Origin of the sequence: Pseudoalteromonas sp. PB2-1 (genome assembly GCF_045040605.1) — a bacterium.
Lineage (GTDB): Bacteria > Pseudomonadota > Gammaproteobacteria > Enterobacterales > Alteromonadaceae > Pseudoalteromonas > Pseudoalteromonas arabiensis.
Genome location: NZ_CP090667.1, coordinates 3,562,122 through 3,579,753 on the forward strand (window position 1 = coordinate 3,562,122; position 17,632 = coordinate 3,579,753).

The 17,632-nt window shown below is 43.2% G+C and carries 15 protein-coding genes and 1 pseudogene; 3 read left to right on the forward strand and 13 right to left on the reverse strand.

Annotation, left to right across the window (positions count from 1 at the left end):
* Positions 1–75: 75 nt before the first annotated feature.
* Complete coding sequence (locus L0Z67_RS16640) at positions 76–492, forward strand: hypothetical protein (protein WP_062567461.1); 417 nt, start codon at positions 76–78, stop codon at positions 490–492.
* A gap of 66 nt (positions 493–558) precedes the next feature.
* Here L0Z67_RS16640 and L0Z67_RS16645 read toward each other — a convergent pair whose 3' ends face one another.
* The 6 genes and pseudogenes from L0Z67_RS16645 to L0Z67_RS16670 all read right to left on the reverse strand — a co-directional run bounded on the left by L0Z67_RS16645 (position 559) and on the right by L0Z67_RS16670 (position 8,385).
* Entirely contained in the window at positions 559–2,505 is a 1,947-nt protein-coding gene (locus L0Z67_RS16645) for an RICIN domain-containing protein (protein ID WP_405128281.1), read from the reverse strand.
* Positions 2,506–2,517: 12 nt separating this feature from the next.
* A complete protein-coding gene (locus L0Z67_RS16650) occupies positions 2,518–3,729 on the reverse strand; it encodes an aldose epimerase family protein (RefSeq protein ID WP_237128222.1) in 1,212 nt (403 codons plus the stop codon).
* A 71-nt stretch (positions 3,730–3,800) separates the two neighbouring features.
* Positions 3,801–4,383 (reverse strand): annotated as a pseudogene (locus L0Z67_RS16655) (HAD family hydrolase).
* Positions 4,384–4,517: 134 nt separating this feature from the next.
* Entirely contained in the window at positions 4,518–6,017 is a 1,500-nt protein-coding gene (gene araA / locus L0Z67_RS16660; RefSeq protein ID WP_405128282.1) for an L-arabinose isomerase, read from the reverse strand.
* Between the two features lie 23 nt (positions 6,018–6,040).
* Complete coding sequence (locus tag L0Z67_RS16665; RefSeq protein ID WP_054552270.1) at positions 6,041–6,736, reverse strand: L-ribulose-5-phosphate 4-epimerase; 696 nt, start codon at positions 6,734–6,736, stop codon at positions 6,041–6,043.
* Positions 6,733–8,385 carry a ribulokinase gene (locus tag L0Z67_RS16670; protein ID WP_405128283.1) on the reverse strand — a complete coding sequence of 551 codons (1,653 nt, stop codon included), beginning with the start codon at positions 8,383–8,385 and terminating at the stop codon, positions 6,733–6,735. The genes L0Z67_RS16665 and L0Z67_RS16670 overlap by 4 nt, the downstream gene beginning before the upstream one ends.
* A 231-nt stretch (positions 8,386–8,616) precedes the next feature.
* Between L0Z67_RS16670 and tal the strand changes: the two genes are divergently transcribed.
* Positions 8,617–9,570 carry a transaldolase gene (gene tal, locus L0Z67_RS16675; RefSeq protein ID WP_062567456.1) on the forward strand — a complete coding sequence of 318 codons (954 nt, stop codon included), beginning with the start codon at positions 8,617–8,619 and terminating at the stop codon, positions 9,568–9,570.
* Positions 9,571–9,689: 119 nt separating this feature from the next.
* On the opposite strand, the gene tkt is transcribed toward tal, so the two are convergent.
* The 4 genes from tkt to L0Z67_RS16695 form a co-directional block, all read right to left on the reverse strand.
* Positions 9,690–11,690 (reverse strand): transketolase, encoded by a 2,001-nt coding sequence (gene tkt, locus L0Z67_RS16680; RefSeq protein ID WP_062567455.1) that lies wholly within the window; start codon positions 11,688–11,690, stop codon positions 9,690–9,692.
* 146 nt (positions 11,691–11,836) lie between these two features.
* Positions 11,837–12,199 carry a hypothetical protein gene (locus tag L0Z67_RS16685; protein WP_062567454.1) on the reverse strand — a complete coding sequence of 121 codons (363 nt, stop codon included), beginning with the start codon at positions 12,197–12,199 and terminating at the stop codon, positions 11,837–11,839.
* 197 nt (positions 12,200–12,396) lie between these two features.
* Positions 12,397–13,542, reverse strand: coding sequence for a DUF1624 domain-containing protein (locus L0Z67_RS16690; protein ID WP_405128284.1), 1,146 nt, complete (start codon positions 13,540–13,542; stop codon positions 12,397–12,399).
* Positions 13,532–15,613: a TonB-dependent siderophore receptor gene (locus L0Z67_RS16695; protein WP_405128285.1), complete on the reverse strand. Its 2,082-nt coding sequence runs from the start codon at positions 15,611–15,613 to the stop codon at positions 13,532–13,534. Before L0Z67_RS16695 ends, L0Z67_RS16690 begins: the two co-directional genes overlap by 11 nt.
* 293 nt (positions 15,614–15,906) lie before the next feature.
* Here L0Z67_RS16695 and L0Z67_RS16700 point away from each other — a divergent pair, with 293 nt between their 5' ends.
* Positions 15,907–16,152, forward strand: coding sequence for a DUF3297 family protein (locus tag L0Z67_RS16700; protein WP_130150987.1), 246 nt, complete (start codon positions 15,907–15,909; stop codon positions 16,150–16,152).
* Positions 16,153–16,200: 48 nt separating this feature from the next.
* Here the strand turns inward: L0Z67_RS16700 and L0Z67_RS16705 are convergent, their stop codons facing one another.
* Genes L0Z67_RS16705 through L0Z67_RS16715 form a run of 3 tightly spaced genes read right to left on the reverse strand, consistent with a single transcriptional unit; the run spans position 16,201 to position 17,626 of the window.
* A complete protein-coding gene (locus L0Z67_RS16705; protein WP_405128286.1) occupies positions 16,201–16,611 on the reverse strand; it encodes a MerC domain-containing protein in 411 nt (136 codons plus the stop codon).
* A gap of 44 nt (positions 16,612–16,655) precedes the next feature.
* Positions 16,656–17,123, reverse strand: a complete 468-nt coding sequence (locus L0Z67_RS16710) for a Fur family transcriptional regulator (RefSeq protein ID WP_405128287.1) — start codon at positions 17,121–17,123, stop codon at positions 16,656–16,658.
* Complete coding sequence (locus L0Z67_RS16715) at positions 17,120–17,626, reverse strand: DUF2796 domain-containing protein (protein ID WP_405128288.1); 507 nt, start codon at positions 17,624–17,626, stop codon at positions 17,120–17,122. The genes L0Z67_RS16710 and L0Z67_RS16715 overlap by 4 nt, the downstream gene beginning before the upstream one ends.
* Positions 17,627–17,632: the final 6 nt, after the last annotated feature.

Here is a 17,632-nt window from a genome sequence, read left to right on the forward strand (position 1 = left end):
GCCACATTAAATAAAAGCTAAAGAAATAGTCCCCATTGCCGATACTAACTTATTCTTCACTTATACTTAACCGCGATGAATATTAACTCGTTAGCGCATGCCCTGAACATAGATAACCAAAAATCGACGGCAAAAGACGATACTACATCCGACTATCGTTTCTCTATTGCTGAGAGAGCAACACTTTCTGGACAACAAACAGCAGAAACAAAAGCGCAAGAAAAAAAGAGTGAACTGCCAGCTGCAATTCAAAAAATGCTCGCCCAGTTAGAACTTTTAAAAGAACAACTTGAGCAAGCAAAAGAGCAACTTGCAAAACTACAAGCCTCAGAAAACCAACAAGATGATGCAGTTAAAACACAAATCGAAATACAACTTGAAATAGTCATGGGGTTACAAAACCAAGTTATGTCACTAAGCCAAGCTATCGCAGATGCAATGAAAGAGGCCGGTATCAGCGATCCAGGGGTATTAATTAGTGCGCTGGTATGAAAATGAGCGCAAAAAAGCCACTCATAAATGAAGTGGCTTTGGTTGAGTCGATTTTTTACTTATAACTTAATTTGGTTCACGCAGATGGAACACTTGGCACTTGTTACCTAAATCAGGTTGTTGTGCGAAGTTAGTGTTTTCAGCTAAACCACAGTTACTTAAACCAAGCGCTTGTTTTGTGTAGCGGTTGATCAGCATAACACCACCGCCTTCTACCGGAGCAATACGCCACTGTGCTGTTTTCGCTGCACAAGAAGCCATCTCGACGTTGGCACCTGGTACTAAGGCATTATCAGCTACCGCAGCACAGAACTCGCTATCAGCACTTTGTTTAAGGCTTACATAGCCTGTATCTGTTGGTGTGAAGAACCATTGCTGTGCATCTTTATGCGTAAAAGCCTGTTGCTCAACATTGGTACCCGCTTTAACCGTACCAGCCACGCTAAGTGCTTTACCACTTTGTTGGCTTAATACGACAACACTGCCCATAGGGCGTAATTGCCAGTCGCCACACGCTGTTGCGTCGCTTTGCTGTAAAACCGCTTGGTTTTGTGCGGCAGAACAACCAGCAACCGCTAATGGCTTGCCTGTGTAACGGTTAGTAATAGAGACATTACCATCTGTACTTGGTGCTACTTTCCATTGCTGGCAGAAATTATTGCGCCATGCTGCAGATTGTACTTTAGCGTTATCGGCATCATTACAGTTTTCAAGCTCTAAGAACTTACTGTCTTCACGGTTAGCTAAACGAACAAAACCATCTGTTGTCGCATCAATAACCCATTGACCATTGGTGCTTGCACACTGACGTTGCACAGCACGTGCATCTTGTGGATCAGCTGCGATGTCTAAACATAAGCCGCTTGTTGCATTCACTAATTGGTAACGTTGACCTTGCACTCGCGTTACCAGTGGACCGTATTCACCTGATGGCGGTGCGACTTCAACGCCTGGTGTTAATGGTTTACCAAAGCTTGGCGTGCCATCGTCATTCCAAGTAAATTTTTGTGCGCGTAATGAGCGAGTCGCACTACAACCGTGCTCTACCGAATCATTACCGTGATAAACTAACCAATCTTCTGTGCCGTCTGGCGACGTGAAAAAGCCGTTATGACCAGGGCCAAACACTTCTTCTGTACGCTCAAATACTGGCTTGTCGTATTTTTTCCAGCTGCTCGCTTTAAGCGGATCGTCACCAACAAGCTCAAGCATACCTAGTTTGTAATCTGGCGTATTACAGAAGCTCGCTGAGTACGTCATAAACGTACGGCCATTGTGCTGTAATATTTCAGCACCTTCAGTGACTTTACGGCCACTGATTTCCCAATCTAGCTCAGGGCGCGTGATCACCGTATGCGGTGAGTTCTCTTTCAGTGTCCACGGGTTTTCCATTTCAGCAATAATATTTAATTGCTGATCGCCCTGCCATTGAGAGTAAATCACATACAGCTTGTCTTTGTATGTTAGGTAGTTACCGTCGATGTTCCATACGTTAGGCATTAATGCGCCCTTATATTCGTATGGACCCATAGGATCATTACCGGCACTTTCTAATACATTTAAGTGTTGGTTATCTAAAGTGCCATCAGTACCAGCTGTGTACATCATGTACCAACGGTAGCCGTTTGGCCCTTTTAGACGATGGAATTCAAACGCCCAGAAGTTACAACAACGTTCAGGGTTTGAATCAGACCAAACATTGATAGGTGTTGCATCAGCAAGGCCCGCTAATGTTGGTGATTTACGCATCACTAACTCAGATGTCCATGTTGTTGTGGTTAGGTAATAGTTACCATCCCAATACTCAAGCCATGGATCGGCACCATTAGGAAAAAGTGGGTTGGTAAAAATACCATCATCTTGAATTGGCGCTTTTGCTGTGGCTGCGACATCTGCTTTGGCTGTGTTGTCTTCAGCCGTAGTCTGACAGCCCGTCAGAGCGCTAAACGACAAGGCAAATAGGCTAGCTAAACCAGCCTTTTGCATTGCGTTTTTAAGCTTTGTTGTTTTCACGTTTGTGTTCCTTTATTTTGTACCAAATTCGTACACAATGCGTGTTGAATACACGTCACCCGGCAGTAAAGTTGTGCTTGGGAACGTTGGCTGGTTGGGTGCATCAGGGAAATGCTGTGGCTCTAAACAAAAACCACTTCTAAAATTATGCACTAAGCCAGACGCTTGCTTGGTACTACCGTCTAAGAAGTTACCTGAATAAAACTGTACCGCAGGCTCTTCTGTGTAAACTGTTAACGTACGGCCAGAGTTTGCTTCGTAAACCGTCGCTGCTTCAATAAGCTCATTGCTTGGCGTGTCTTTAAGCACAAAGTTATGGTCATACCCTTTGCCAAGTTTGAGCTGTTCGTTGCTTGCTTTGATATCTTGACCAATTGCTTTAGCTGTACGGAAGTCAAACGGTGTGCCTGCCACATCCATCAACTCACCCGTTGGGATCAAGCCGCCATCGACAGGGGTAATTGCTTTTGCGTTAATTTGCATTTGGTGATCAAGAATGTCGCCTTTACCCGCTAGGTTAAAGTAGCTGTGTTGCGTCATATTGATAATGGTAGGCTTGCTTGTTGTGGCAATAAACTGCATATCTAGCGTGTTGTTGTTCGTTAGCGTGTAAGTCACTTCAGTGGTTACTTCACCTGGATAACCTTGGTCACCATCTGGGCTCACTAAGCTTAAGGTAACACCTGCGCTATTTTGTGTCGTGAACGGTGTCATGTTCCACACTTTTTTATCGAAACCTTGCACACCACCATGTAAATGGTTGTCACCATCGTTGGTTGCTAATTGGTATTCAGTGCCATTTAACGTGAATTTACCGTTTGCGATACGGTTACCAAAGCGACCGATGATGGCACCGTAGTAAGTCGTTGCTTTTGTGTACGCTTCTAGGTTATCTAAACCCAGTACAATATTACCCATTTCGCCTTTTGCATCAGGTGTTTCAATACGCGTGATAATACCGCCGTAGTTGATCACATCAACGCTAATACCATTGCTGTTAGTCAGCGTTACTTGATTAACTGGCGTTTGATCAGCAAGTACGCCATAAGCCGTCATTGATGCTGAAGGGGAAGTCGTCATGTTATCTCCTTGATGAGCACACGCTGGTGTAAGGGCAATCCCGCATGTCACCAACAATGCATAAAGCCCGCGCGACTTTTTCGTGTTCGAACTGGCTGTTTGATGAGTTGTTTTTAAACCTTGGAAAACACATTGCAATGACATATGAATAACCTTTTTGTAATTGTATTTATAGTTTTATAATACAAATAAGGGTGTCATTGCAACTTTAATCGCTAAAGTTGGATTTTTCCGTCTTTCACCATGATGCAATCCATTCCCGCACTTTTCGCGGCTTGATAGCCAATTTGCGTGTCTTCAAAGACCACACAGGCTTGGCTTAACACCTAATTGCTCTGCCACTTTTAAGAATGTTTCTGGGTTTGGCTTGCCTTTACTTACATCACTGGCAGTCACTAAGGCACCAATTTTATTTATTAAATTGGTATCAGTTAGGTGATCAATTGCATGTTCGCGATCAGCACCTGTACCAACCCCAATCGGTAATACACCATGGTACTTTTCAAGTACTGCGACGGTTTCGTCAATCACTAGCGGTTGGTGCTGTAAATCGACCCAAAACTGATGTTTATCTTTTGCCACAACTAGAGGGTCATGATCTAAGCCAAATTTTTCATTAAGCATTTCAATTGTTTTAACGGTCGGAATGCCGCCCAAGCTGTACATGTAGTCGTAATCGAATGGATACCCATAGGCTTCGCAAGCTTTCTGCCATGCCTGTAAGTGACTGCCCATTGAGTCAATTAAGGTGCCATCCATATCAAAAATAATGCCTTGGTAGGCGCTTAAATCGATCATATCTACTCCTAAAAAGTTTCGCTTCACAATAGCATAAGCCAGCGAAGAGCATGGCTCATCACTGGCTTAATCGACAACAAAATTTGGGGGGAACGTGCTCACACAGCACGTTCTAGTACATAAAGTACTAATTCTTACAGGCCACGTTTAAGCATGTAGTAAGCTGCGTTATGACGAAGCTCTGTTTTGAAACCACGGATCGTCGTATCGTTATCGATGATCATCGTTTCAACGCCAGCCATTTCAGCAAAATCGATAATCATATCGGTTGTTACTGCTTGGCTGTATGCAGTGTGGTGTGCACCACCGGCGTGGATCCATGCAGCTGATGCTACAGATAGATTTGGTTTTGGTTCCCAAAGCGCTGAAGCAACAGGTAAGTGAGGTAAATCAGCTGGCGGAGCCACTGTGTCTACTTCGTTGATTAAGATACGGAAACGGTTACCCATATCAATTGGTGATACGTTGATTGCAGCACCCGGTTTTGCAGTAAACAATAAACGACCTACATCACATTTCACACCGATCGTGTGTTGGTGAACTTCAAGACGTGGTTTTTGTGCTGCAATTGAAGGACACACTTCTAACATGTGCGCGCCAAGTACTTGGTCAGTCTCACCCATGTTGTAAGTGTAATCTTCCATGAATGAACAACCACCGTCACGGCCTTCACCCATTACTTTCATAATGCGAACCATAGCAGCTGTTTTCCAGTCACCCTCACCACCGTAACCATAGCCTTTCGACATTAGGCGTTGTGTAGCAAGACCTGGAAGACCAGAAAGACCTGATAAGTCTTCAAAACAGTTTGTGAATGCTTTAAAGCCGCCTTTCTCTAAGAAACGCTCCATACCAAGCTCTAAGCGTGCTTCGTTGCGTAGCATTTTCACTGCGTAATCGTCTTGTAGCGTTTCGTCAGCAATTACGTAGTCTTGCTTATAAAGCTCTAATTGCGCATCAACTTCTTCTTCAGTGATAGTATCAACCACTTTTACAAGCTCAGCGACACCAAACGCATGTACTTCATAACCAAAGGTAATTTGTGCTGAAACTTTGTTACCTTCAGTCACCGCAACTTGACGCATGTTGTCGCCAAAACGCGCAACTTTAAGTGTTTGGCTTTCTGCCCAACCTTTCGCCGCACGACACCAGTCATCTAACTGCTGTTGTACATCAGCACGTTGCCAGTGACCCGCAACAACTTTACGCTCTTTACGCATGACAGTACCGATGAAACCGAACTCACGGTCACCGTGTGCACTTTGGTGCGTATTCATGTAATTCATGTTGATGTCAAACCAAGGAAGGGCTGCATTGAACTGAGTATGAAGGTGTAACCAAGGCTTACGTAATTCGCTTAGGCCAGCAATCCACATTTTCGCAGGAGAGAAAGTGTGCATCCATAATACTAAACCAACACAGTTAGGATCCGTATTTGCCGCTTGGCAAACAGCGTGAATTTCTTCAGGTGACTTAACGGTAGGCTTACATACCAAGTTTACTGGTAGGTTCGCTTCGCTGTTTAAGCCCGCTACAATTGCTTCGCTGTCTTTGGCAACCGTTTCTAACACCTTAGGACCATAAAGATGTTGTGAGCCGGTAACAAACCAGACTTCTTTCGTCATCGTCGTCATGTTAATAATCCTCTAAATTCTTGCTATTTGCTCTGACCGTAATACGCGTTTTTACCGTGCTTACGTAGATAATGTTTATCCATCACTGCTTTTTTAAGTTCAGCTGCGTGTGGATCTAAAGTGCGTGTTAAATACGCCATGCGTGCAATCTCTTCGAGTAGTGCGGCATGGTATACAGACTGAGCGGCATCTTTACCCCACGTGAAAGGCGCATGACCCGCAACAATCACCATAGGTGCAGCTTTCGGATCGCGGTCTTGATACGCATCAGTAATTTGAATACCGGTTTCTAATTCATAATCGCCATTCACTTGCTCATCGGTTAGCTCACGCGTACAGGTGATGTCACCGTGTACATAGTCAGCGTGAGTTGTGCCAAGGCAAGGAATGCTTTGTTTTGCTTGCGCCCATGCAGTTGCATAGGTCGAATGCGTGTGTGTTACACCACCAATTGCATCGAAGTGGCGATATAAATGAACATGCGTTTTAGTGTCAGAAGACGGACGCATAGACCCTTCAACAATGTTGTTTTCAAGGTCGACGATTACCATGTCATCGGCTTTCATTTGGTCGTACGATACACCACTTGGTTTAATCGCAATCACGCCTTTGTCGCGGTCGATTTGCGATACGTTACCAAAGGTATAAATCACTAAGCCACGACGCTGAAGCTCCATGTTCGCTTCATAAACTTCACGTTTTAGTTCTGTAAAACTCATGCTTTGTCTCCGTTTACATAGCTTGCAAGTGCTTGGTAGTTGGCATAAAGCTCGTCATACACAGCAACGCGCTCAGGGTTTGGTAAGTACTGATGACATACAGACGACGCCATCACTTTTTGAGCATCTGCCACTGTTGCGTGCTCACCCGCAGCAACCGCAGCCATAATTGCCGCACCCAATGCACAGCTTTGCTCACTTTCTAAAACGTCGATTGGACAGTTCCAAACATCAGCACAGGTTTGCATTACGTAGTCTGATTTTTTAGAAATACCGCCGATAACAACCACTGACTCGATTGGTACACCTTCGCTACGAAAGCGCTCAGTGATAGCACGTGCGCCAAAGGCAGTTGCTTCAACAAGCGCTTTGAAGAACTTAGGTGCATCAGTGCCCATCTTTAAGCCTGTTAATGCCATGGCAACGCTTTGGTCAGCATCTGGCGTACGACGACCATTTACCCAATCAAGCGCAGTTACGTCGCTGCTTGATACAGGCAGTGCTGCCGCAGCTTTTGATAAATCAACTAAGATTGAGTCTTCTAGCTTGTTAACGAACGCTTGCTCAGCGTCAGATAGATTTGTAAGTTGGCGAGTTGGCCAAAGTACTAAGTTCTTGAACCATGCGTATAAATCACCAAATGCAGATTGACCCGCTTCTAAGCCAATTAACCCAGGGATCACTGAGCCATCAACTTGACCACAAATACCCTTAACGCAAGTATCACCTAGCTGCTCTTGAGACGTTACTGTGATGTCACACGTTGAGGTACCCATTACTTTGGTTAGCATACCAGGGCGAACATTGGCTGCTACTGCCCCCATGTGACAATCAAATGCACCGTAACCAACAACAATGCCTTGTGGTAAACCAAGCTTCTCGGCCCACTCAGCAGTTAAGTTGCCCGCAACTTGGTCGCTTGGCTCTGTGGTTGCATTTAGCGTATCAACAACACCATCTAATAGTGGATCGATATTGCTGAAAAAGCTGTTTGGTGGGAAACCGCCCCACTGCTCGTTCCACATTTGTTTGTGGCCCGTTGCACAACGCCCTAGCTTTAATGCTTCAGGGTGTGTTGTGCCGCACATGAGCGCGGTCATCCAATCGCAATGCTCAACCCATGAATAAGTGGCTGCTTTAACACTGCTATCAACGCGGAAAATATGTAATGCTTTGGCCCAGTACCACTCAGAAGAGTAGATACCGCCCATGTGTGACAGGTAGTTCACATCGTTGTTAGTTGCAGCGCACGTGATTTCATTTGCTTCTTTAATAGACGTATGGTCTTTCCACAGAATGAACATTGCATTTGGGTTTTCTGCAAATTCTTCAGTCAATGCCAGTGGTGTACCTTGACTATTAATCGCCACAGGCGTTGAGCCTGTCGTATCAAAGCTCATACCCACTACGTTGTCTGCGGTACCTGCTGGAACTTGTGACCAAAGACCATTCACTACTTCTATAAGGCTATCAATATAGTCTTGTGGATGCTGACGAAACTGATCCTTACTTGGGTCACAATATAAACCTTGTGCCCAGCGCGGGTAGTTTACTAAATGGCTGGCAAGTTCTTCACCAGTCGCAACATCAACGAGTAATGCTCTTACCGAGTCTGACCCGTAGTCTAATCCCAACGTATAACGAGACATAATTACCTTTCACTAATTGCTTACTAACATTGTTAGTCATTATCTTCATTTGTATGATAATATCAACAATACCAGATTGTAAAGGTATTATAAAAATATTATTAACAGGATTATTTGCTGCTGGCGGGCGATTTATTGCGCAGTTTTTCTGGAAGATTAGATTGTTTTTTCAGCACAAATAATAGGTTAAAGCCATAACATTAACTTTTGTATGATAAGAATGGGATAATTATGTCTAACCAACTAGAACAACTTAAAGCAGTGACAACCGTTGTTGCTGACACGGGTGATTTTGAAGCCATCAACGAATATAAACCGCAAGATGCAACAACAAACCCATCACTCATCTTAAATGCGATTCAAATTGAGAAATATCGCCCACTTGCTGTAGAAGCCGTATCATGGGCAAAAGCACAAAGCAGTGACGCAGCTGAAGTTGTAACAAAAGCAGCTGACAAACTAGCGGTATTAATTGGCTCTAAATTAATGGAGCAAGTACCAGGTTTAGTGTCTACTGAAGTTGATGCGCGTTTATCATTTGATACCCAAGCAACCATTGATAAAGCACTTGATCTTGTTGCTTTATATAAAGAGCAAGGCATCGACACATCGCGCGTATTAATTAAAATTGCTTCAACATGGGAAGGTATTCAAGCGGCTAAAGTACTTGAAGCACAAGGTATTCGTTGTAACCTAACACTGGTATTTGCATTTGCTCAAGCACGTGCTTGTGCCGAAGTGGGTGCCTACCTTATCTCACCATTCGTTGGCCGTATTCTTGATTGGTACAAAGCACAAGATGCAAGCGCTGATTTCGACGGTGCTAACGATCCGGGCGTTAAGTCAGTCACGCATATCTACAACTACTTCAAAAAGCACGGCTACGACACGATTGTAATGGGCGCGAGCTTCCGTAACATCGGTGAAATCCAAGAATTAGCAGGGTGTGACCGCTTAACTATCAGCCCGAAGCTACTTGCTGAACTCGCTGCAACTGACGCACCATTAACTCAAAAACTATTACCAGCAACAGAAAAAGCAGACGCGCCAGCAGCAATGACTGAGCAGGCTTTCCGCTGGGAAATGAATGAAGATGCCATGGCAACTGAAAAACTAAGCCAAGGTATTCGTCAGTTCGCCATTGACCAAGAGAAACTAGAGTCAATCTTAAGCGAATTAGTTTAAACCAATTGTTTAAGCAGCAAAAAGCCCGCAAACTTTGGTTTGCGGGCTTTTTTATTGCCTACCTTTTAGTAAAAGCAGGCTTATCGTGTTGCGATTACGATAATTTTTTGCACCTTACATTATTCAGCAAGTAATGCGTTTGCTTTTGCAACTAGGTTTGCCACTGTGAAACCAAAGTGCTCAAGCAATACTGCGCCTGGCGCTGATTCACCAAATGTCTCCATACCGAGTACATCACCATCTTGGCCAACATACTTGAACCAGAAGTCACGGTGTGCAGCTTCAACAGCAATCTTTGGTGTACCCGTTGGTAGCACGCTTTGACGATATGCTTTGTCTTGGCTATCAAACTGATTCGTTGATGGCATAGATACCACGCGAACTTGCTTGCCTTGTGCTGCTAATTCAGCAGCGGCATTCACTGCGAGCTCAACCTCAGAACCCGTTGCAATTAGAATAAGCTCTGCAGCTTGTTCGCTATCAACAAGTACATAACCCCCTTTTGCAATGTCAGCAACTTGCTGTGCATCGCGCGCCATCGCTTTCGTGCCTTGGCGGCTGAAAATGAGTGAGCTTGGGCCTGTTTCTTTTAATAACGCTTGACGCCAAGCTACCGCTGTTTCGGTTTCATCACACGGACGCCATGCAGTCATATTCGGTGTCATACGAAGGTTAGCAATTTGCTCGATTGGTTGGTGAGTTGGACCATCTTCACCTTGACCGATTGAGTCATGGGTATACACAAAGATGCTTTGCGCTTTCATTAATGCGGCCATACGTACTGCATTACGTGCGTATTCCATAAACATCAAGAAGGTTGCGCCAAATGGAATAAAGCCACCATGTAATGCAATACCATTCATGATTGCGCTCATACCAAACTCACGTACGCCATAAAATACGTAGTTACCATCAGCAGCATCTTGTAAACCTTTTGCTTCTGGCCATAAGGTTAAGTTAGAACCGGCAAGGTCGGCAGAGCCACCCATTAGTTCAGGGAGCTGCTTTGCAAAGAAAGTGATCGCATTTTGAGATGCTTTACGCGTCGCAATGTTTTGCATGTCAGCTTGGCATTTAGCAATGTACTCATCAGCTAATTCTGCGAAGTTAGCTGGTAATGCTTTTTCAAGAACACGGCGTGTATATTCTTTTGCAAGTTCAGGGTGTGCTTTGCTATAAGCGGCAAACGTTTGCTGCCATGCACCTTCAAGCTCTTGCCCTTTCGCTTGGGTATTCCACTCATTATAAACCTCTTGTGGAACTTCAAATGCTGGGTGTGGCCAGTTTAGCTGCTCACGTACTGCGGCAATTTCGTCGTGACCCAGTGGTGCGCCGTGACAGTCGTGGCTACCTGATTTATTTGGCGAACCAAAACCAATCACTGTTTTACAGCAGATGAGTGTTGGTTGCGTAGTGTTGCCTTGTGCTGCTTCGATTGCACCTGCAATTGCATTCATATCGTGACCATCAACATCACGGATAACTTGCCAACCGTAAGATTCAAAACGTGCAGGTGTATCGTCGGTGAACCAACCTTCTACTTCACCATCGATCGAGATGCCATTGTCATCCCAAAATACGATTAGCTTGCCTAGGCCTAACGTACCTGCCAGCGAACATGCTTCGTGCGAGATACCTTCCATTAAGCAGCCGTCACCCATAAAGCAGTAAGTGAAGTGATCAACAATATCAAACTTTGGCTTATTGAATTGCGCTGCTAAAGTTTTTTCAGCGATGGCCATACCTACTGCGTTAGCAATCCCCGAACCTAGTGGGCCTGTCGTTGTTTCAACACCCGGTGTGTAACCATATTCTGGGTGACCTGGTGTTTTAGAGTGAAGCTGACGGAATTGCTTAATATCTTCGATGCTTACGTCGTAACCACTTAGGTGTAACAATGCATATTGAAGCATTGAACCATGGCCATTTGATAACACAAAGCGATCACGGTTAGACCAGTCTGGGTTTAATGGGTTATGGCGGTGAAAGTTTTGCCACAATACCGCTGCAATATCAGCCATACCCATAGGCGCACCTGGATGGCCAGAGTTGGCTTGTTGAACGGCATCGACAGCAAGTATGCGAATAGCATTTGCAGATTGAGAACTAGGCAGAGTCATCTTTTAGCTTCCTGTTAATATTATATTATAAATAATATCGCAAAAAGTGACTGATAAGGCAACTTAATAAACGCTTTATTGTATAAGTGAATACTAAATAGGCTGGTACAAACCAGCCTATTGAATCGATCAGTAAGCTTTAAGTTTTAACGACCATCTTCAAAAGAAGCTGTCGCTGACACTTTGCTCCAACGGCCATCTGCATACAGAATTGTCGCTTCCGCTTTGCTTGGTCGAAACGCTCGGATTTGGTATGAACAAGACGTACCTGATGTTCCACACGATGATGCACCATTAGACCAAATTACACTATCAATCGCTGAACCATCTCCTACTACACGAAACACTGCTGTTGCATATGTTTGACCATACACGAGTGCAAAACAACGATTTGGTGTGTATTGATCATATGCTTGCGTATCGACATAACATTCCATTGTATCTGCGCTTGCATGAACTGAAAAAACACTAGCGGCGAGTAATCCTATTGATGTTAATACTTTTTTCATTTTACTATCCTTATTTTTCTACCAAAAGTGGTACAAATAACATACAGTAGTGAAGAAGTATTAAAAATACGAATTTAATATTAATTTAACTATAATTTTACCTTAAAGCAACCTTTTGGCAACCTTTACCTTGAACAGTTTTAATCGGCGGTTCCTAAAAAATGCCGACACGCATAGGCAGTCGGCATTTCTAAAGCTTATAAATACTTAAGCCAAGGTTTGTTAGCCTTACGCTTATATTCACTAAACTTCTTAGTTGGCCAATAAAGCCCAACGGCTAATACGATAGTGATCAACCAAATACCTGAAATATCACTGACACCTAAATACTGCCCTTGGTTTGCCCCCCACACCTGCATGCCTAATTGGTACATCACTAGTAATACATAGAGGTGTAAAATATAAAAGAACATGGGTACAGAACCATACACACGTAGCGCATTAGTAAAGCGATTAAGCGGTCTTTCAAATAACCATAAACCAACAAACATGCCAGCTAAAGTGATAAGCAAAAAGCTCAGTGATGGAGGGTATTTAGTGACATTAAATACCGACATCATAGTTTCTGTTGTCGTGCTAAAGGCTTGCCAAGGTAAGGTTTCACCATAAATATTCAAACCACGCAACACAGCAAATAAGCCTACACATAATAGTGCTAACAGCAGCAGTGCTCGTTTACGCGACTGCGCTGTTTGCGTACGTGCATATAGTGGCCCTGCGCAATAACCCAGTAAAATCACACCAATCCACGGCAATACAGGGTAGCTAATTTTTACGTCGATTAAACCACCTTGTGATAGATAGCCCCGGTCATGCAAAATCGTCCACAGCGAGTAGCCAAACTCATCAGGTGTAAAACTGATTGGGGTGAGTAAGTTATGACCAAACACAATAGCCAAACCAAGTACTAACAATACATTGCGCGGCAGTTTTATCAATAACGCTAAAACCAACATGCATAAACCAATGGCCCACATCACTTGCAACCAAATAGTGTGGTAGTAACCCATCCACGAAAAACAAATGAGAGTCACTTCTAGGGCGATTAAAAACAACCCTCGCTTAACCAAAAAGCTTTGCGCTGAGCGGGCTACACCACTTGCAGGGTGACTGTAAAGCCACGCCGACAAACCGGTTAAAAAGATAAAGGTTGGCGCACAAAAATGTGCGGCAAAGCGGCTCCAAAAGAGCCCTGGCGAAGTGGTATCAACCACCATAGGATCGGTCACCTGCATATGCAAGAAAAACCGCTCTCGCACATGATCAAGTAACATCAGCAGAATAACGACGCCACGCATGATGTCGATACTATGAATACGGCTTTTAATTTGCTCAGAAGTCATAGCTCACAGCCAATTTAAATTGCGTCGGTGCACCAGGATATGCCCACAATGCATTGTATGAGCTTGCAATATATTCTTCATCAAACACGTTATCAACATTCAGTGATACCGTAGTACGTTCAGTCGCTCGCCATTTAGCGAATAACCCAACAGTTTGATAACTCGGCAAACGGAAGGTTAAATCAGCAGGGTCGCCTAAACGGTCAGACACATATTGATAATGACCACCAATCTTTATTGCTTGTGCAAATACGTTTAAGTCATGATTTAAACCAATCGAAAGATTATTCTTTGGTACGTTCACAAGTGGGCTGCCTTTAGGAATTGGCACGAGCCAATCAACATTTAGGCTGTCTGTTGCAGTCTCGGCATCAACATACGCATAAGATAGGTTGTACTCAGTGTTATCGCCCAGTGAGCCTGTTAGGTCTAACTCAAAACCTGTGCTATTTGCTTTACCAACAGGCGTTGAATAACCTACATTGACAGGGTCCGCCACCAGCATGTTGCTCTTACTTGCATCAAAGTAAGCAAGGGTACCGCTGATATTGGCATAACTAAACTTAACACCTACTTCAAACGAGTCACTTTCTTCAAAACCAAATGGCTTACCTTCGGCGTCAGTACCGCTTAGTGGTAAGAACCCTTCGGAGTAGCTTGAGTAAACATTAATATCGTCATTAATTGTATATACAACCCCAAAGCGAGGACTAATGCGGTTCTCTTTACTGTTTGATGCAACACCTGACTTAGTTTCAAAAATATCTTGCTCAATTTCATCAAAACGCAGGCCTAACATCACTTTCAAGTAATCGGTTAGATCAAGTTGATCTTGCACATAGATACCATACGCATTTTGCTTTTCGTTATTCTCGTATTGCATACTCATTTCAGGACCTTCACCTGTGCTGTAATCAGGTTCATGAATATCAATCGTGTAAGTGCCATAGCCACCACGGTAACGATATAACCCCGTACGTAGCTCATAATCATACGCATCAGCACCTATGAGTACGTGATTAGTAATACCTGCAATATCAAAGTGACCGCTTAATTCAAAACGTACAGAGATATCTTCAGACTCATAATCACGGTAACGATGTTGACGAGTTAAGGTTCTGCCATCATCAAACAATGACTGACGAGATGGTGATAGTTCCGCATCTGAAGACTGCCCTGTTAGCGTTGCAGCACGATAGTTAGCCCCTGCCAGCAATGACCACTGACGATTAAAATCGTAGTTATAGTTAATTTGATGACCTCGAGAGTGTACCTTTGTAGGTGCATCATTAGGATTTCCTAAGAATCGCGACTCTGGCACGGTATCAAAGTCATCATTTAACACCACAATACCACGGTCATACATTTGCTGCTGATCAACATATTCAAATTCATACGTCAGCGATGACTTGTCATTAATTTGATAATAAAGCGAAGGTGTAATCACGAGTTTGTCGTGATGCACATGATCTCTAAAGCTATCGCTGTCTTGCCAAGCACCATTGATGCGAAACGCTAAATCATCAGTCAGGCCATTGGTGTAATCACCTTGAATACGTTTGTGGTCATCACTACCCAACTCTGCTTGAATTTGACCTTGTTGATAAAACTGTGGCTTCTTAGTAATAATGTTTACTGTACCACCGGGCTCTGAGCGACCATACAACGCAGAGCCAGGCCCTTTTAATACTTCAATATATTCAATGTTTGATACATCACGAGGGCCAGCAAATCCTTTACCACCACTAAAGCCATTGATTAAGTAGCCTGATGGCATATTCTCATTACCCGACAAACCACGGATTGAATAGCTATCCCACAGCGCCCCACCATTATTTTTACGGCTAATACTGGCAGAAAAATCCAGTGCATCACGAAATTTAGTGATGCCGTTATCAATCATCATATCTTTGCTTAAAGTAGTGATTGACTGTGGTAAATCTTTCGTTGGAATGTCGCCACGAAAAGCTTGCTTGTGCTCAATCGTGATTGTTTCGATATCGCTATTAGTAGCATGTGTATTCGCAGCAAACGCCGCTGCTAAGGCAAGAAAAAGAGTTGAGTACTTCATAAATTGATTGGCTGAAAATATTGATTAAAATGATTTGTTATAAAATAACACAATATGCATGTTTGATATAGTATAACAAATCATTAAATTTCTATTTTATGGCTACTTATTTTAGTGTAGCTACCGCAAAAGTATTGAGTTTTGAAAGAATGCTGCGAATTAAAATACACTCAATAACAACACTATCGTAGGTTCAAACCTCAGCACAAAACAAATTTGCACTGTTCTTACTTGAGCCCATGCTTGGTATTGCCTACAATGGCGCACAATTTATTCAATACAGTATTGCAATCATGACAGATACAAATAAACCTGAGTTACCAAATCAATTATCGATTAACCCTCGTAGCAAGTTCTACGTAGAAGAAGTATTCGAGCATGAAATTGGTGTAAAACTTAACGGCAAAGAGCGTTTTGACGTTGAAGAATATAATATCAGCGAAGGTTGGATCAAAATCGCTTCTCCAAAAGCGCTTGATCGCCGCGGCCAACCTTTACTATTAAAAGTAAAAGGGACTGTAGAAGTTTTCTACAAATAAGCGAAACCAATACCGGTCAAAAGACATGTGGCCGGTATCACCTCTTACTCAAACAGTCTGCTGGCATGATTGATGTTTACCGTCTATTGTTTTGCATGAACGAAAGTTAAGCCAGTGACCTAAAATAATAAAACTTGATCCTAATATTGTTAAAGCCGTTTCACCAACTTCTCCTAGTCTTCCTGCACCAAAATAAACGGCTATCACGAGCAGTAAGAGCCCAACCACACCAAACATAAAAAACCGATACTTTTTATGCTTTTTGCAACCCAGAACTAATGCAAGTAAGCTACTAGGAAGTACCGCGACAAGCATCCAAAAATGAAATTGTTCGTTACCTAAACCAAGCACAGCAGTGCTCGGTAATAACACGAGTAACACAGGCACAGCTAAGCAGTGAATAGCACACATAGCTGATAACCCGATAGCAAACTTATCCGTCATTAATTGTAATTTCACTGAATAATTCCTACAAAATAGAACACATGAATAATAAAAACGTATCAAGCAATTTTTGCTTGGCACTCATTGCATACTCCCAGCATTTCAAATTGCGTTGTTTGTGAGGTAAAACCCACCTCAGCAAAATGAGGGAATAGCGTTGCAACATCGCTCTGTGAAACAGCAAGTGTTTGAACCTTTTGGCAATGGCGACAAATTAAAAACAAAGAAAGATCATCTTTGCAACGCTCACTGCTAACATCGTAAGCGATGTATTTATTAGCACTATTAAGCCTGCGAACAAGGTTTACCGATTCTAAAAAGCGCAAGATGCGATAAACAGACATAACAGAGACACTCGAGCTTGTGCGCAGCTTGTAGCAACTGACCAGTTCATAGGCTGATAGCGGCACGTCAGTGGTTAGCAATATTTGCAGTATCTGCTTGCGTTGAATGGTGAATTTTCTGCCATGTTCAAGACATACCTGCTTTGCTTTATTAAGTGTGCTGGTTAATCGCTGCTTATTCATAGCAGCCACTCAATATAAGGTTTAGTTGCCGTCAGCTCTTCAATTCCTTGTGCTTGTTTTGTGATCCACTGTGCTTCAATAACAGATATCGTTTTGGCCCAGCCAAATAAAGTGACTGTGACTTTAGAGACCGGTTTATCACAGCTAAACGAGTACTCAACTTCAAGATCGTTATGTGAATGATGTGTGCGTTGTGCAAATGGGTTTTCAAAATTTGCATGAATAAGCTTACATTCGCCGTTAAATGTCACTAACTGCTCTGAATTTGCTAACTGGGCTAATGTTTGTTTGATAATTTGCTTTTGCTCAGCGGTTTCGGGCTGATGCTCAAAGCCAAAAATATCTCCAGCCGGCAAAATGAACTTAACTTGCCACTTACCTTGGTCATGAACCACAAAAAGCACTCCCTCACCATGTGAATGATGATGGTGTTGATGCCCTTGAGCTGAAAAAATACATCCAACCATCAAGCATATCACTGCTAATTTTGCTGCTTTGATCACCCCAAC

Coding starts and splice junctions, on each gene's coding strand:
- L0Z67_RS16640 (WP_062567461.1), top strand. CDS start 76: ATGAATATTAACTCGTTAGCGCATGCCCTGAACATAGATAACCAAAAA.
- L0Z67_RS16650 (WP_237128222.1), bottom strand. CDS start 3,729: ATGTCATTGCAATGTGTTTTCCAAGGTTTAAAAACAACTCATCAAACA.
- araA (WP_405128282.1), bottom strand. CDS start 6,017: ATGACGACGATGACGAAAGAAGTCTGGTTTGTTACCGGCTCACAACAT.
- L0Z67_RS16665 (WP_054552270.1), bottom strand. CDS start 6,736: ATGAGTTTTACAGAACTAAAACGTGAAGTTTATGAAGCGAACATGGAG.
- L0Z67_RS16670 (WP_405128283.1), bottom strand. CDS start 8,385: ATGTCTCGTTATACGTTGGGATTAGACTACGGGTCAGACTCGGTAAGA.
- tal (WP_062567456.1), top strand. CDS start 8,617: ATGTCTAACCAACTAGAACAACTTAAAGCAGTGACAACCGTTGTTGCT.
- tkt (WP_062567455.1), bottom strand. CDS start 11,690: ATGACTCTGCCTAGTTCTCAATCTGCAAATGCTATTCGCATACTTGCT.
- L0Z67_RS16685 (WP_062567454.1), bottom strand. CDS start 12,199: ATGAAAAAAGTATTAACATCAATAGGATTACTCGCCGCTAGTGTTTTT.
- L0Z67_RS16690 (WP_405128284.1), bottom strand. CDS start 13,542: ATGACTTCTGAGCAAATTAAAAGCCGTATTCATAGTATCGACATCATG.
- L0Z67_RS16695 (WP_405128285.1), bottom strand. CDS start 15,613: ATGAAGTACTCAACTCTTTTTCTTGCCTTAGCAGCGGCGTTTGCTGCG.
- L0Z67_RS16700 (WP_130150987.1), top strand. CDS start 15,907: ATGACAGATACAAATAAACCTGAGTTACCAAATCAATTATCGATTAAC.
- L0Z67_RS16710 (WP_405128287.1), bottom strand. CDS start 17,123: ATGAATAAGCAGCGATTAACCAGCACACTTAATAAAGCAAAGCAGGTA.